This window comes from Algiphilus sp., assembly GCF_965216485.1.
Lineage (GTDB): Bacteria > Pseudomonadota > Gammaproteobacteria > Nevskiales > Nevskiaceae > Algiphilus.
The window spans coordinates 905515-919375 of the sequence record NZ_OZ244162.1 but is presented as its reverse complement, the minus strand read 5'-3'; the positions used below and the strand labels follow the sequence as shown (position 1 = coordinate 919375).

At 67.2% G+C, this 13861-nt stretch carries 13 protein-coding genes; 6 read left to right on the top strand and 7 right to left on the bottom strand.

The window, feature by feature from the left end:
• Positions 1 to 8: 8 nt before the first annotated feature.
• Positions 9 to 2243 carry a DUF3604 domain-containing protein gene (locus tag ACOOFO_RS04205; protein ID WP_420428409.1) on the bottom strand — a complete coding sequence of 745 codons (2235 nt, stop codon included), beginning with the start codon at positions 2241 to 2243 and terminating at the stop codon, positions 9 to 11.
• Between the two features lie 89 nt (positions 2244 to 2332).
• Here ACOOFO_RS04205 and ACOOFO_RS04200 point away from each other — a divergent pair, with 89 nt between their 5' ends.
• Together ACOOFO_RS04200 and ACOOFO_RS04195 are read left to right on the top strand one after the other, a co-directional pair.
• A complete protein-coding gene (locus ACOOFO_RS04200) occupies positions 2333 to 3166 on the top strand; it encodes a peptidylprolyl isomerase (RefSeq protein ID WP_420428408.1) in 834 nt (277 codons plus the stop codon).
• The gene (locus tag ACOOFO_RS04195; protein WP_420428407.1) at positions 3153 to 4340 is read left to right on the top strand and encodes a HupE/UreJ family protein; all 1188 of its coding nucleotides are present in this window, start codon (positions 3153 to 3155) and stop codon (positions 4338 to 4340) included. The genes ACOOFO_RS04200 and ACOOFO_RS04195 overlap by 14 nt, the downstream gene beginning before the upstream one ends.
• A 21-nt stretch (positions 4341 to 4361) precedes the next feature.
• On the opposite strand, the gene ACOOFO_RS04190 is transcribed toward ACOOFO_RS04195, so the two are convergent.
• Complete coding sequence (locus tag ACOOFO_RS04190; RefSeq protein WP_420428406.1) at positions 4362 to 5105, bottom strand: sulfite exporter TauE/SafE family protein; 744 nt, start codon at positions 5103 to 5105, stop codon at positions 4362 to 4364.
• A gap of 36 nt (positions 5106 to 5141) precedes the next feature.
• Positions 5142 to 6047, bottom strand: a complete 906-nt coding sequence (locus ACOOFO_RS04185) for a LysR family transcriptional regulator (RefSeq protein ID WP_420428405.1) — start codon at positions 6045 to 6047, stop codon at positions 5142 to 5144.
• 121 nt (positions 6048 to 6168) lie between these two features.
• Between ACOOFO_RS04185 and ACOOFO_RS04180 the strand changes: the two genes are divergently transcribed.
• From ACOOFO_RS04180 to ACOOFO_RS04170, 3 genes are all read left to right on the top strand, one after another.
• A complete protein-coding gene (locus ACOOFO_RS04180; RefSeq protein WP_420428404.1) occupies positions 6169 to 7035 on the top strand; it encodes a pirin family protein in 867 nt (288 codons plus the stop codon).
• Positions 7036 to 7115: 80 nt separating this feature from the next.
• The gene (ycaC, locus tag ACOOFO_RS04175) at positions 7116 to 7730 is read left to right on the top strand and encodes an isochorismate family cysteine hydrolase YcaC (protein ID WP_420428403.1); all 615 of its coding nucleotides are present in this window, start codon (positions 7116 to 7118) and stop codon (positions 7728 to 7730) included.
• Positions 7731 to 7824: 94 nt separating this feature from the next.
• On the top strand, positions 7825 to 8739 hold the full coding sequence (locus tag ACOOFO_RS04170) for a pirin family protein (protein ID WP_420428402.1): 915 nt from the start codon (positions 7825 to 7827) through the stop codon (positions 8737 to 8739).
• A gap of 24 nt (positions 8740 to 8763) precedes the next feature.
• Here the strand turns inward: ACOOFO_RS04170 and ACOOFO_RS04165 are convergent, their stop codons facing one another.
• Genes ACOOFO_RS04165 through ACOOFO_RS04155 form a run of 3 tightly spaced genes read right to left on the bottom strand, consistent with a single transcriptional unit; the run spans position 8764 to position 11862 of the window.
• A complete protein-coding gene (locus ACOOFO_RS04165) occupies positions 8764 to 9126 on the bottom strand; it encodes a rhodanese-like domain-containing protein (RefSeq protein ID WP_420428401.1) in 363 nt (120 codons plus the stop codon).
• Positions 9127 to 9169: 43 nt separating this feature from the next.
• Positions 9170 to 10900, bottom strand: a complete 1731-nt coding sequence (locus tag ACOOFO_RS04160; RefSeq protein ID WP_420428400.1) for an alkyl sulfatase dimerization domain-containing protein — start codon at positions 10898 to 10900, stop codon at positions 9170 to 9172.
• 41 nt (positions 10901 to 10941) lie between these two features.
• Positions 10942 to 11862: an alpha/beta fold hydrolase gene (locus ACOOFO_RS04155; protein ID WP_420428399.1), complete on the bottom strand. Its 921-nt coding sequence runs from the start codon at positions 11860 to 11862 to the stop codon at positions 10942 to 10944.
• 141 nt (positions 11863 to 12003) lie between these two features.
• Here ACOOFO_RS04155 and ACOOFO_RS04150 point away from each other — a divergent pair, with 141 nt between their 5' ends.
• Positions 12004 to 12699 carry a TetR/AcrR family transcriptional regulator gene (locus ACOOFO_RS04150; protein ID WP_420428398.1) on the top strand — a complete coding sequence of 232 codons (696 nt, stop codon included), beginning with the start codon at positions 12004 to 12006 and terminating at the stop codon, positions 12697 to 12699.
• A gap of 14 nt (positions 12700 to 12713) precedes the next feature.
• Here ACOOFO_RS04150 and ACOOFO_RS04145 read toward each other — a convergent pair whose 3' ends face one another.
• The gene (locus ACOOFO_RS04145) at positions 12714 to 13841 is read right to left on the bottom strand and encodes a glutathione S-transferase family protein (protein ID WP_420428397.1); all 1128 of its coding nucleotides are present in this window, start codon (positions 13839 to 13841) and stop codon (positions 12714 to 12716) included.
• Positions 13842 to 13861: the final 20 nt, after the last annotated feature.

The following is a 13861-nucleotide window of genomic DNA, read 5'->3' as shown; positions in this document are numbered from 1 at the left end:
CGTGCCCCTCAGCGCGACGGTTGCAGATAGATCGGTGACGACCAGGCACGCTCGCGTGCCGGTGCCGTGCAATCGTCCTCGGCCGGCGTGCGCGTATCGCCGTAGCAGGGGTCCACCGCCTCGCAGGCGCCATCGGGCCCGTAGCGGCAACGCAGGCCACCGGCATTGATGGTGGCAGTGGGTGCCTGCAGCGCGCGCACGTAGTAGATCGTCTCGCGCCCCTCGGCCGCAAAGTCCGGGTCGGTGAACTGCACCGTGCATCCGCTGCCGCCAGCCGGACAGGGCAGGACTTTCCACGGATCCTCGATCAAGGTGTCGATGGCTTCGTCGGCCGCGATCTGGGGCCGGATACGGACCACCTCGATGCGCTCGACTGCTTTGCGCTGATCGGATGGGTGATAGCACTCGCCGCCGGAAAGCTGCTGCAGCCGGTCCGCGCCAAGCGCATCGATGGCCGACTGCGGACAGCCGTCGCGCTGCTCGAAGGCGCCCAATGCGCGCACTTCGAAGGTGGGCGACTGTGCGCTTTCAACGATGCTGCCCATGGGCACGCGTGCGCCGGCGTCGAGCAGGTCGAACCAGAGCAGCATGCGCTCGCCCGAGGTGGCGTAGACCTCGCGCCGTTCGATGGCGTCCCAGATCGCGCGCCGATCACGCCCCTGGCTGTGCACCGCCATCAGGCCGCCGGTGTAGAAGAAGGACGCCTGGCGCTCCGACTCGTTCACCTGCAGGAAGTTGTACGGACTGGCCCCGAGTTCGAAGGGCTCGGCACGGGCCGCATCGCCGTCGCGCTTGGCGGCGTCCGCGAAGAAGCGCTGCGCGAAACCACTCTGCGCGCCATAGACATCGGCAATGGCGCTGCGGTCGCGCTCCTTGAAGCCGTTGCCGGGGCGCGCGTTGTGGTTGTCACTGGAGCCGATGAAGCCGAAGCGCAGGCCGAAGGGCGCACCGTCGTCATCCGTCGCCTCGAAGTTGCGCTTGGCCAGAATGTACTGCACGGCCCCGCCCGGCCGGTGGTTCAACGGCGGCAGATAGCAATCGCGGCACTGCCCGGCGTCCAGCCAGTCTGCCACCTCGGCCCCCGGCACTACCAGATGCCCGGCCCGGCCGGCGGCGAGATAGGCCTGCTGTGCCTCGCGCACGCGCTGGTCGCAGTCGGCGCTGTCAGGATCGGCGCAGCGCGCCCGGATCAGCTCACCTGCCCGGTGGCAGCCCGGCAGGTAATCGGGCGTGGGCGGCGGGCACACCGGCGCGCCATCGGCATCACGCCGCATGGCGCGCCACGAGCGATAGGGCTCGGCATTGCCGTGCCCGGAAAAGACCTCGATCAGCCGTTGGTGCTGGGCGTCGGCCTGCTCCGGTACCACCTGCTTGTCCCAGTCCGCACCCGGCGGCGTATAGAAGCCCCACGTGGTCCCGTGCGGTACCGCCATGGCGGGATAGCCCCAGTCGCGCAGCTTGTCGAAGAGCTCGGCGGGTGTGGCAGCCAGTTCGATGCAGTCCGCCGGCAATTCGCGCACGGGCACCCCCGCCTCGCAGATTGGCACGCTGCGCAGCTCGGCCTGCTTGTGCTGCTGATCGAACTGGCGCTGACGTGAAGAGAAATCGGCCAGATAGGGCCCGACATACTTCTCGAAGGGATTCAGCGGATCGTTGCGCATGGCGCGGAAGGCCACGCTGTCGGAGGCAATGGGCCGCACCGGCGTACGCGCCGGATCGTCGTGCAGCAGAAAGACGTTGCGATGGCCGTAGTGGGTCTCCGCGGTATTGCCCATCTGGGTCCATTCCCAGCCGACGAAGGTCACCATATCGGGGTTGGTGGGGTCGCCCGCCGCCGCATTGCAGGCCCGCACGGTGTCAGTGATCATCTGCCAGTGGCGCGGCGTCAGGCTTTCGGCGTGATCGGTCAGCGCCCAGAAATCGAGATTGGCCACAAAGCGGGCGTAGTCGCAGGCATCGGCAGGCGGGTGCAGCCCGCTCCCCCCGAGCAAGGGAATACTCCACGCAAAGGCGTCCATCGAGAAGGTGGTGTGCGCATGCACATCGCCGAACAGGATCTGCTTGGGCGCTGCCACGCCCAGCGTCTGCGCCGCCTTGCGCTGGGTCAACTGGTCGTAGAGCACGCCTTCGCGTTGCGCCTGCGTAATGTTGCCGGCGCTCTCCGGCATACCCTGGCGATCGATGATCACGACCCCGATGATCAGCGCGACCAGTGCGAGCACCACCAGTACCTTTCGAAGCATCCGGCGCATGTCCCCTCCCGCTTTTTTACATTTTGTCTAATTGTAGACTAGCAACTACCGTGTTCCCTTCCTAGTCACGAGGCCTTCGCTTGCACGCACCGCATGCTTTTACTCCCTGGCTCATCGCGGGCCTGCTGATCGGTCTCGCGTTGGCCATGATGGGCCTGGTCGAGGTCCAGGCGCCAGCCCTGCAGTCTCAGCCCTCGCTGGTCGCCACCGTGGGCGAGGAAGGCATCACCCAAGACGAATACCGCGAGGCCCTGCAGGCCGTGGCCGCGGATCGTCGCGCACCGCTGGACGCGGCAACGCGTGCACACGTGCTCGACCAGCTCATCAACGAGCGGCTGCTCGCGCAATACGGCAAGGCGCTGGATCTGCCGCTGCGCGCCCCGCGTCTGCGTGATGCCCTGGTCGACGAAGTGCTTGCGATGATTCGCATGGAGGCCGAATCCGAGGCGCTGAATCCGGACGCGCTGCAGGCCTATCTCGACGCCCATGCGGAACGCTTCCGCGGCCCGGACCTGTTGCATGTGCGCGCCTGGTACGCCGCCGACGCCCAAGCGGCCCAGACCCTGGCCGAGACCCTGCGCGCGCCATCGGCACAGCCACCCACCGCGGACCGCGCCCCCCTGCCCGATGGCCTGGTGCCGACCGATACCCTGCGCGACTACCTCGGACCCGAGGCGGTGGCCGCCGTCGCAACGCTGGAAGCCGGCGAAGTCGCTGCGCCACTGGCAGCCGGTGGCCGCTTTCTTGTGCTGCGCTTGGAGACGCGCGAGCACGCCCGGACGCCGGCGCTGGCGCAGGTGGAGAACGCCGTGCGCAACGCGCTGCAGCGGGAACGCGCCGAAGCGCTGCTGGCACAGCGACTGGACGCATTGCGTGCGCGCTACGGCGTCGAGGTCAGTGATGCGCAGCCGTAGCCTCGGCTGGAGCGGCGCACTGATCGTGCTGCTGGCCTGGTGGAGTGCAGCCAGCGAAGCCCATACACGGAGCAGCTCGCACAGCTTCTGGCAATCCAGCGACGCCGGGGCCGTCGTGCGCATGGTGATTCCCCAGCAGGAGCTGACCCGACTGGGTCTGCATCCCTCCCACGCGGACTATCGCAGCGAAGCGGCGGCCCTGCTGCAGCGCGGCCTTCGCCTGCACGATGCGCAAGGGCCCTGCCGCGCCGAGGCGGCGCTGCTGCCAGAACTGCGCGCCGGCGACCTCATCCACCGCTGGCAGCTGCATTGCCGCGGCACGCCCAGCCATGTGGAGCTTCGCCTGTTCGCCGACAGCGACGTCGCGCACAGCCATGTCGCCAGCCTGCAGCGCGACGCCGACGCCCCGGATACTGCGGTACTCACGCGGGATGCCCACAGCTGGCATTGGCGTGCCGATCAGCGTGCCGATAGCGGCAACGCCCCCGAAGGCGTTTCCGCCTTCTTCGCGCTGGGCGTGATCCACATCCTCACCGGCTGGGATCATCTGGTCTTCCTGCTCGCCTTGATCGTGGCTGCGCGCCGCCTGCGCGAAGTGGTCATCCTCGCCACCGGTTTCACCGTCGGTCACAGCCTGACCCTGGCGCTGGCGGTTCTGGACATCGCCCGGCCCGACAGTGGCGCGGTGGAAGCCTTCATCGCGCTGTCCATCGTGCTGGTCGCACTCGACAGCGCGGTGCGTCAGGATGCTGGCGCGCGCCGCCTCGCGGTGCCCCTGGCTGCGGCATTGCTGCTGCTCGCGGCGCTGTCACCGGTGATGCCCTGGCTGGTGGTGGCGGGCATCGTGCTCGCCACGATCAGCTACATGGGCCTGGCGACACGCGATGCCGCCCAAGGCGCTGCGCTGCGGCTGACCCTGACTGCTGCCTTCGGCCTGTTCCATGGCTTCGGCTTCGCCGGCATTCTCAACGACATGGCGCTTCCGCCGGAGTCGCGCGTGCTGGCGCTGCTGGGCTTCAATCTCGGGGTGGAAACCGGGCAGCTTTTGCTGCTTGCCATCGCCTGGCCGCTGCTACGCGCAGCAAACCGCGTCCGGTTGCCACTGGCGCCGGCAATGACCGCCTCGGCTGCCGGCATGGGCGTCTACTGGTACGCCATGCGGCTGTTCGGCTGAGCGGTGCCGGCATCCGCTGCATCACGCCAACCCCTTGGCGATCAGCAGCAGCCCCGAGAATCCAAGACAGAGCATGACACCGCGCTGAAAAGTGGCCTCATCCAGCACCGCCTGGATGCGATGCCCGGCAAGAATGCCGGCCACCGCCACCGGCAATAGCACGGCACTGAGCAGCAGCGCGTCCAGCTCCCACAGGTCGACCGCCTGATAGGCGAAGACCTTGACGACATTGATGCTGGCAAAGAAGGCCGCCGCAGTGGACAGCCAGACCGCCCGTGCCAGTTGCCGGGTGGCCAGATACATGTTCAGCGGCGGACCGCCGGCGTGGATCAGCGTGCTGGTGACACCGGCGATGACCCCCATCACGGCACCCAGCCCGCGGCGCGCGGCGAGACGCGGCCGCCGCCACTGCACGGCGGCAAAGGCGATGCACATGCCGCCCAGCAGCAGCTGCAGCGGCGCCTCGGGCAGCGCGGTCAGCAGATAGCTGCCCAGCGCAATGCCGACGAGGGCAGCCGGCAGCAAGGCACGCAGTTCGCCGGGGCACAGGGTGCGGCGGTGATGCGTGATGATCTGCGCATCCATGACCAGCAAGAGCGGCAGCATCAGGGTGACGGCCAGGGCCGGTGAGACCACCAGCGCCAGCAAGGGCACCGCCACCACGCCGGCGCCACCGGCAAAGCCGCTCTTGGAGATGCCGGTCAGGAAGACGCCCACCACCGCCAAGAGCCAGAACAGGGCATCCCCCCAGAGCAGGTGGGTCATGGGGTGGCGCTCCCGCCGGCAGGCAGCAGCTGGGCCTCAGTCATCGTCGAGGGCCGCGAAGGCGCTGACGAGGTCGTCGATGAGGGTGCGCACGGAAGGCAGCAACCCCCGCCGGGCGGGAAACACGGCATGGATGATCTCCGCCTGTGGCGCCCACTCGGGCAGGACGCGCACCAGCGCGCCTTCGGCAAGCTCCTGACGCATCATCATCGTGGGCAGCTGCGCCACCCCCACGCCGGCCACGGCGGCGCGGCGCACGGCGAACATGTCGCGCGTCATCAGACGCGGCTGGTGTTCCACCAGTGCCTCGGCACCCTCCGGCCCGAGCAGACGCCAGCGGCATTCCGGAAGGGTGGTGCCCAGCCCGATGCTCGGCAGGCGATCGAGTTCCCCGGGGTGCGTCACGGTGGCATGCGCCGCGAGCAGCGCAGGGCTGGCCACCAGACACTGCCGACGCTCGCCCAGGACGCGCAACACCAGTTCGCTGTCCTCCAGCGGCGGCGGCCGGACCCGGATGGCGACATCCACGCCTTCGGCCAGTACGTCCACCCGACGGTTGGTGGCATCAAGCTGCATCGCCACCCGCGGATTGCGCGCCAGGTAGTCGGCGAGCATCGCGCCGATATTCATGTCGAGCATGGCCACCGGGCAGGTAATCCGCACCAGACCACAGGGCTCCGAACGGCTCTGTTCGATCAGCTCCTGTGCCGCTTCGGCCTCGATCAGCATGGCGCGGCAGCGCTGGTAGTAACTCTTGCCGAGTTCCGTGACCGTCACCCGGCGCGTGGAGCGGTGCAGCAGGCGCACCCCAAGCGCCGTTTCCAGTCGGGCGATGCGCCGACTCAGGGTGGATTTGGGCATGCCCAGGGCGGCGGCCGCCGGCGCGAAACCGCCGTGATCCACCACATGCACGAAGTAGGAGAGGTCGTTCAGATCCTGCACAGCTATTGTTCCATTATTGCAACGGTTAGTTGCATTTACCCCATCTAGCGCTTTCCGCGTTCCAAAAATAGCATGTTCTGCTGTCGCGGGCATGGGGCACGCGACGCAACCGGAGATCGATATGAAATCAATCATTGGCGTCTACAACGCGCCCGCACCGCACTGGGTGGGCGATGGTTTTCCGGTGCGGTCTCTGTTCACCTACGACACGCGCAGCGTGCCGGTGAGCCCCTTCCTCATGCTGGATTACGCCGGCCCGACCCATTTCGAGCCGAACACCGGCGAGCCCCGCGGCGTGGGGGCGCATCCGCATCGCGGCTTCGAGACGGTGACCATCGTCTACGCTGGCGAAGTGGCGCACCACGACTCCAGCGGCGGCGGTGGTGTCATCGGCCCCGGCGATGTGCAGTGGATGACGGCCGGCGACGGCATCGTGCACGAGGAATACCACTCGGAGGCCTACAGCGCCTCGGGCGGGCCCTTCGAGATGGTGCAGCTCTGGGTGAATCTGCCTGCGGCGCACAAGCGCGCCCCGGCGGCTTACCAGGCCCTGCGGGCGGCCGACATCCCGGTGGTCAAGCTTGCCGAGGACGCCGGTGAAATCCGCGTCATTGCCGGTGAGGTGGACGGCCAGCGCGGTGCCGCCCGCACCTTCTCGCCGGTCGACGTCTGGGATCTGCGCCTGAAGCGGGATCGGCGAGCGGCGCTGCAGGTTCCGGAGGTTCACACCCTGCTCATCGTGGCCCTGGACGGCACGCTGCAGGTCAATGACGACGCCATCGTGCGCGCGGGACAGATGGCCGCGCTGACTCAGGCCGGGCAGGACTTCACGCTGGAAGCCAATGCCGACGCCAAGGTGCTCGTGCTGAGCGGACAGCCACTCGATGAGCCCGTGGTCGGCTACGGCCCCTTCGTCATGAACAGTCAGGCCGAGATCCGCGAAGCCATCCACGACTTCAACAGCGGGCGTCTGGGACGGCCGCGTTGAAGCCTCCGGCGGCCGGCGGTACCGCCCGAAGCGGCGAACCGCCGGCACGCCGGTCTTTCACACCACCACAAAGGGGAAACATGAGCTACAAGCGATTGAACAAGGAAGATGCCGCAGTCCTGCTGGTTGACCATCAGGCCGGCCTGCTGTCACTGGTGCGCGATATCCAGCCGGACACCTTCAAGAACAACGTGCTCGCGCTGGCCGATCTGGCCAAGTACTTCCGGCTGCCCACCATTCTGACCACCAGCTTCGAGGACGGCCCGAACGGCCCCATTGTGCCGGAGCTCAAGGCGGCCTACCCGGATGCGCCCTTCATCGCCCGTCCTGGCCAGATCAACGCCTGGGACAACGAGGACTTCGTGCGGGCGGTGAAGGCCACCGGCAAGAAGCAGCTGATCATTGCCGGCGTGGTGACCGAAGTCTGCGTCGCCTTCCCCACCCTGTCCGCGCTGCAGGAAGGCTATGACGTCTTCATCGTCACCGACGCCTCCGGCACCTTCAATGCAATGACCCGCGATGCAGCTTGGAACCGCATGGCCGAGGCCGGCGCGCAGCTGATGACCTGGTTTGGCGTCGCCTGCGAACTGCACCGCGACTGGCGCAACGATGTCGAGGGCCTGGGCGCGCTGTTCTCGAACCACATCCCGGACTACCGCAACCTGATCACCTCCTACAGCAAGCTGACTGCCTAAGGTGATGCAGTAACCGATTGGGGCCGGCCATCCGGCCCCAATCTTCCTATCCAGGGCATGCTATGCGCCATGCCATCACCATGAGGGAATCCACGTGAGCAACGCCACCAAAGAACTGGAGCTGGAATGTGAGGTCGCGCAGGGCTGCGGCGCCATCGAGCGCATCATCCAGCCACGCGACAAGGATCTCGGCGGTTTCTCGGTGCGACGCGTGCTACCGACCGTGGGCCGCAAGCAGGTGGGGCCCTGGGTCTTCTTCGACCACATGGGCCCGGCCGACCTGCCCGCCGGCGCCGGCATCAATGTACGGCCGCATCCGCACGTCAATCTCGCAACGGTGACCTATCTGTTCGAGGGTGAAATGCTGCATCGCGACTCCCTCGGCAGCGAGCAGGTCATCCGCCCGGGCGACCTCAACCTCATGGTGGCCGGCCGCGGCATCGTACATTCCGAGCGTCAACGCCCGGAGGTCACGGCGCATCCGCAGCGCATCCACGGCCTGCAGCTGTGGCTGGCGCTACCGGAAGCCATGGAAGAGTGTGAGCCCGCCTTTCTGCACTATCCCTCCGAGGCGCTCCCGCGCACCGAGATCGACGGCGTCGCCCTGCGCGTCATGATGGGCGCCGCCTACGGGCTGCGTTCGCCGGTACGCGCCGATGCCGACACGCTCTACGTGGAGGCCGACCTGCAACCGGGCCAGCGTCTGCTGCTGCCCGAAGCCGAAGAGCGCGCCCTCTACGTTGCCAGCGGCCAGCTGAAGGCGCGGGACTCCATCCTGCCCGCCCACGCCATGGCCATCTTCGAAGCCCAGGCAGGCATCGAAGTGGAAGCCCTGGAGGCCAGCCGCATCGCCATCATCGGCGGCGAACGACTGGGTCCGCGCCATATGGAATGGAATTTTGTCTCCAGCCGGCGCGAACGCATCGAGCAGGCCAAGGCCGACTGGAAGGCGGGCCGATTCCCCAAGGTGCCGGGCGACGAGGCGGAGTTCATCCCGCTGCCGGAATAATCCGCCACGGCAAGCCGATGCGCGCTATTCAGTGGGCATGATTTCGCGCAGCGCGCGCCAGCCGCCATCGACATTGACCACGTGGGTGTAGCCCATCTGCTGCAGCGCGTCGGCGGCCAGCGCGGAGCGGTAGCCGCCGCCGCAATACAGATACAGGGGCTGGGTCTTGTCGGGGTGCTTGGCGACGATGTCGCGCTCGATGACGCCCTTGCCGATGTGCTCGGCGCCTTGTACATGGCCGGCGGCGTACTCGCTTTCCTCGCGCACGTCGATCAGTGCCGCGTCTGGCGCATCGGTCAGCCGCACAGCCAGTTCGCTGGCGTCGATTTCACGGATGCGCGCCCGTGCGGCATCGACCAGGGCGAGGAATTCCGGGCTGTGTTCCATTGATTCATCTTCTCCGTGAGCGCTGCCCGCCTGTGCCGGATGCTTATTCCGGCGGCATGAAGAGTCGCATGAAGCGTGCAAAGGCCACGCGCCCTCCGTCGCGGTACTCGAAGTCCTTGGCAATGGTCACCGCCGGATTGCGCTGCTGGGCGAGCATCTGCTTGAACACGAGGGAGTCCACGGCGACGTGGATGTCGAGGTCCTCCATCAGCGTGTCGCGCACCTCGGCGACGCCGCGCCGGACCCAGATGGTGAAGGTCTCGTCGGAGTCCGTGAAGCTGAAACCCACTTTCTGGTCGAGCTCCAGCGCTGCCGCGGCATCAAGATTGACCGGAATGGCGGCAAAAAAGCGCGACAGCGGGAAGCGGGCCAGCATCTCGTCGCCAGCGTTGCTGAGTACCGGAATCTCCAGGCCGCGCAGCTCCAGTGCACTCGTCAGATAGTAGTGGCGCGCATTGGGGTTGGCGGACTGTTCCCCGAGATGGGTCAGCGCGTCGATGCGGGCCTGCGTGATTGCACTGTCGTCGGGGTAGAGCCGCAGCGCGTGGTCCGACAGCTGTAGCACCCACTGGTGATCGCCGGCCTCGGCGGATGCCAGGACCTGGTCGCGCAGGGCGGCCTTGCCGCCGGCCAGGTCGGCCATGCGGGCGGCATGATCTCCGGGTGACAGCGGCTGGAGCTGCGATGGGTTGCCATCGAACCAGCCGAGATTGCCGGCGAAGACCGAACGCGCCGACCATTCCACTGTGCCGTAGAACTCTTGCAGATAGGGGGACTCGGCGAGATGCGGCGGCAGGGTCAGCTGTTCGGCGATCTCGTCGGGGGTGGCGCCCTGGTTCATCAGCCGCACGGTCTGGTCGTAGACGAAGCGGATGCCGTCGCGGTAGTCGGTCAGAGTCTGGTGAATCTGCTCCTTGCCGGACAGTGGCCGCGTATGGCTTGGCACCAAGTGCTCGATCGGCAGCGCGCGCATCTTGTCGATGCTCTCCGCCCAACCCTTGAGCGAGCGATACGGCGTGCCGCGGATGGTGTAGAGATTGGGGAAGGTCTTGTACAGATTATCCCCGGGTGCCAGCACGCCCAGATCGGGGAACCAGACGAAGAGCTGATCGTTGGTCTCGCCGGGGGCGTGGACGAGTTCGAAGCGCACACCCGCCACTTCCGCGCTCATGCGGTCCTCGAAGGTCTGCGTGGGCGGAAGGATGCCGAGCTCGCTGTCCGGGCCGATGCCCAGGAAGGGGCCGATGCCGTTGTTGATCACGACCCCGTCGTCGAGGTAATTGCCGAACATGCGCATCGAGCGTCGGGTGACGATGGGCCGGAACTCGGTGATGATCCGGTAGACGTAGTCCATGGTGTCGGCATGGGCGAAGACCTCGGGGGTCACGCCCTCGTCGACAAAGGCCTGGGCCCCGAAGACGTGGTCGGTGTGGTTATGCGTGTAAATGATGGCGCGCACCGGCTTGTCCACCACCGTGCGGAAGGCCTCGCGCACCTCGCGCCCCTCTTCCAGGGTTTCCATGGTGTCGATGATGATCACCCCATCGTCGCCCTCCACCATGATGGAGTTGGCCAGCCCGTAGCCGATGGCCATGTGCACGCCCTCGGTGACCTGCACCACGCCCTTCTCGAATTCGGTGCTGTGCGCGCGCAGCGACTCCACGCTCTGCACCGGCTCGGTAAAGCTCGGCGGCTCGCTGCCGCAGGCCGCTAGCAGTGCGGCCAGCACTACCGCCGCGCCCCGTGTGCCCATCCGCTTCATTGTTGTCGTCATAGTGGTCTCCCCGTGGTCTGTTATGCGCTCGCCCGGCGGTCTCAGCGGACCGCCTGGGCGGCGTGTTCGGCAATCAAGTCGGCAAAGCGCGGCATGAGGGCCGGAGGGAGATCGTGCCCCATGCCGTCGAAAGTCTCCAACCGCGCCTTGGGAATGCAGCGCGCGGTGTGGCGGCCGTGGGTCACGGGCACCAGCGGATCGTGCTCGCCGTGCAGCACCAAGGTGGGCGTACGCAGGCGTCGCAGCAGATCCACCCGACTGCCGGAGGCGAGGATGGCAAGCAGCTGCCGGGCCGTGCCAGCGGGATAGTAGGCACGCTCAGCGGCACGCTTGAGCTCGGCGTAGCGCTGGGCATCGTCCATGGCCAGATGCGGCTTGCTGCCGATGATGCGCATGGTCTCGGTCATGTGACGGGCGATGGTCTCCGGGTCCTGCGCCGGCGGGGGCTGCGACAGGCGCAGCGTGGCGCGCGGATCGCCGGGACGCAGCCAACGGTGGCCGCTAGAGGACATGATCGAGGTCAGGCTTGCCACACGATCGGCATGGCTGCCGGCCAGCGTCTGACCAATCATCGCCCCCATGGAGGCACCCACCACATGGGCGCGCTCGATCTGCAGCGCATCAAGCAGGCCCAGCGTGTCCTGCGCCATATCCTGCAGACGGTAAGGCGCCTGCACCGGCAGGCCAATCAGGGACTTGGAATAGGCGCGGCGGATATCTTCCGTGGGCTTGGCCCCTGACAAGCGGGTGGACAGACCAACATCGCGGTTGTCGAAGCGCACCACGCGGAAGCCGCGTTCCAGCAACTCGGCGATCAGTGGTTCCGGCCAGCCCAGCAGCTGGGTGCCCAGCCCCATGATCATCACCACCGTCGGGGCGGTGGCATCGCCGTAGTCTTCAAAGGCCAGTTCCAACCCGTTGGCGGGTGCGTGCCCGCTGCGCGGGGAAGGCAGTAACGACATGGTGTTCTCGTCTTGGTCGTAATTGGCGCGGCGCATTCGCTAAGTCAGCGCCACGGTGTGTGTTGATGATTTGGCCGCTGTCTGCGACGAAGGGCCATGCGCCTGCCGGGATCGGGTCGGAGGCGCGCTGCCGCAGCATGGGTGCAATCGACAGGCCGTCGTCCGCCCATTACCCTTGCCGCGATGAAGACCCCCAAGCACAGCGCCGAGGCCCGTGACAGCGCCTCCTCCGCTCAAGGCAAGCGGCAGTATCTGAGCCACGATAACCGGCGCGACATGCTGCTCGGGGTCGCCGCCGATCTGGTGGAGCACGACGGCTGGGCCGCCCTGTCGATGAGTGCGCTGGCCGAACGCGCGGGCACCAGCCGCCAGCTGGTCTATCACCATTTCTCGAATCTCGAGGCTCTGGTGGCGCAGACCGCATGGCACATCTTCAACGATGTCATGGAGGGGACGCGCGCCTCCATCGCCGCGCATCCGGACGGGTTGCAGGCGGCTGTGGTCAGCGCCGAGTCGGTCACCCTCGACATGCCGCCGGGGCGCGGCGACGCGCTTTGGGAATTGATGGCGGGCACGGCCGGCGATTCGCCGGAGCTGGACCGCATCCGCCGCAATATCCGCACGATGATCAGCAATGTCTGGATGGAGCCGACGCAGCAGCGACTGGACCTGGATACCGAAAGTGCGCGCGTGTTCAGCTGGATCATCGTCATGGGCTTCTGGGGCATGCGCCAGCTGGTGCGCGACGGCGCCATTTCGCGTGATCGCGGCGTGGCCGTGTTCAACGACATGATCCGCCGCATCGAGGCCGGTTCGCCGCCCCAAGACAAAGCCTGAACGCATTGGATGGCCTAGTCGCGCGGCTGACCCATCAGGGCAACGCGTAGCGATGGCCGGTAGTCACCGGCCGCCTTGGGCAAGGTGAAGTGCTCCCCCATGCCAGCGTCGATCACGCCGTCAGCGTGCAAGGCCCGCAGGCCGCCATGCGCCGCGAACAGGGCCTCCACCCGTGCTTGAGCGCCGGCATCCAAGGCAGCAAAGCGGCGCTGCAATTCCTGCCGGCACCATACCCGGTAGCGATGGGTGACCGTGCCCTTGAGCGCAAAGGCGGCACAGGCGACATCAAAGCGCTTCCTGCCGTCGCGATAGGCGCAGGCGTTGGCGTGCAGATAGGGTAGGTAGTCTTGGGCAATCCGCTGCCATAATCCGGCCCAATGCTGCGCTTCCGGCCACTGCCAGGCGGGCTCGTCGGCAAAGCGCTGCGGGGAACCGTTCCAGAGACGGGCAAGCCACTCATAGACCGCAGGCGCCCGGCGACGCATGTGCTCGGCCGGATCGGGGTCGTTGCCGAAGTGCCGGAACATCGAGGCGAAGTAGCCAAAATCCGCCGCGCACGGCCGCGCGCCAAGAAGATAGGCCTGCTGCGATAGCACCGCCTGCAGGGTGTCGAGTTCGTGCAGGTAGACCGCGCGCACCGCCTCAGCATTGCTTGCGTCCACACCGTCGTCCCACAACCAGGTCTGGCGCTGCCGATGCGCGAAGTAGCGCGCGAAGACGCCCTTGTGCACGGCGGGCAGATTCACGGTCTGGGCAATGCGCCAGCCGAGAGCGAGGCGCGTGGGAACCGGCTCCCAGCGCCACCACATTGCCGGGCGCCAGAGCCACTCGTCGGCATAGTCCTCGATCAGCGCTGCGACGAAGGCCAGCGCCGGATCGGCCGGTGCCAGCGCGGGCTCCGGATGCTGTTGCTCGAACCAGTCCAGCATGGGCGTGGTATCGAACAGCCAGCGGCCGTCCGCCATCTGCACCGCCGGCACCTTCTTGGCGCCGGTTGCGCGATGGATGCGATCCAGGGTGCGCGCATCCGCGTCCTGCGCGGCATAGGCGATGCCCTTGTTGCGCAGGTAGGCCTCCAGCTTGCCGCTGAAGTAGGAGATATCCATCTTGTAGACGGTATAGCGCGGCGCGGTCTCGTCCATGCGGGGCCTGGTGAGGGAAG

Excerpts from the sequence above, each read along its gene's own strand:
- ACOOFO_RS04205 (WP_420428409.1), bottom strand. The coding sequence starts at position 2,243 with ATGCTTCGAAAGGTACTGGTGGTGCTCGCACTGGTCGCGCTGATCATC.
- ACOOFO_RS04195 (WP_420428407.1), top strand. The coding sequence starts at position 3,153 with ATGCGCAGCCGTAGCCTCGGCTGGAGCGGCGCACTGATCGTGCTGCTG.
- ACOOFO_RS04190 (WP_420428406.1), bottom strand. The coding sequence starts at position 5,105 with ATGACCCACCTGCTCTGGGGGGATGCCCTGTTCTGGCTCTTGGCGGTG.
- ACOOFO_RS04180 (WP_420428404.1), top strand. The coding sequence starts at position 6,169 with ATGAAATCAATCATTGGCGTCTACAACGCGCCCGCACCGCACTGGGTG.
- ycaC (WP_420428403.1), top strand. The coding sequence starts at position 7,116 with ATGAGCTACAAGCGATTGAACAAGGAAGATGCCGCAGTCCTGCTGGTT.
- ACOOFO_RS04165 (WP_420428401.1), bottom strand. The coding sequence starts at position 9,126 with ATGGAACACAGCCCGGAATTCCTCGCCCTGGTCGATGCCGCACGGGCG.
- ACOOFO_RS04160 (WP_420428400.1), bottom strand. The coding sequence starts at position 10,900 with ATGACGACAACAATGAAGCGGATGGGCACACGGGGCGCGGCGGTAGTG.
- ACOOFO_RS04155 (WP_420428399.1), bottom strand. The coding sequence starts at position 11,862 with ATGTCGTTACTGCCTTCCCCGCGCAGCGGGCACGCACCCGCCAACGGG.
- ACOOFO_RS04145 (WP_420428397.1), bottom strand. The coding sequence starts at position 13,841 with ATGGACGAGACCGCGCCGCGCTATACCGTCTACAAGATGGATATCTCC.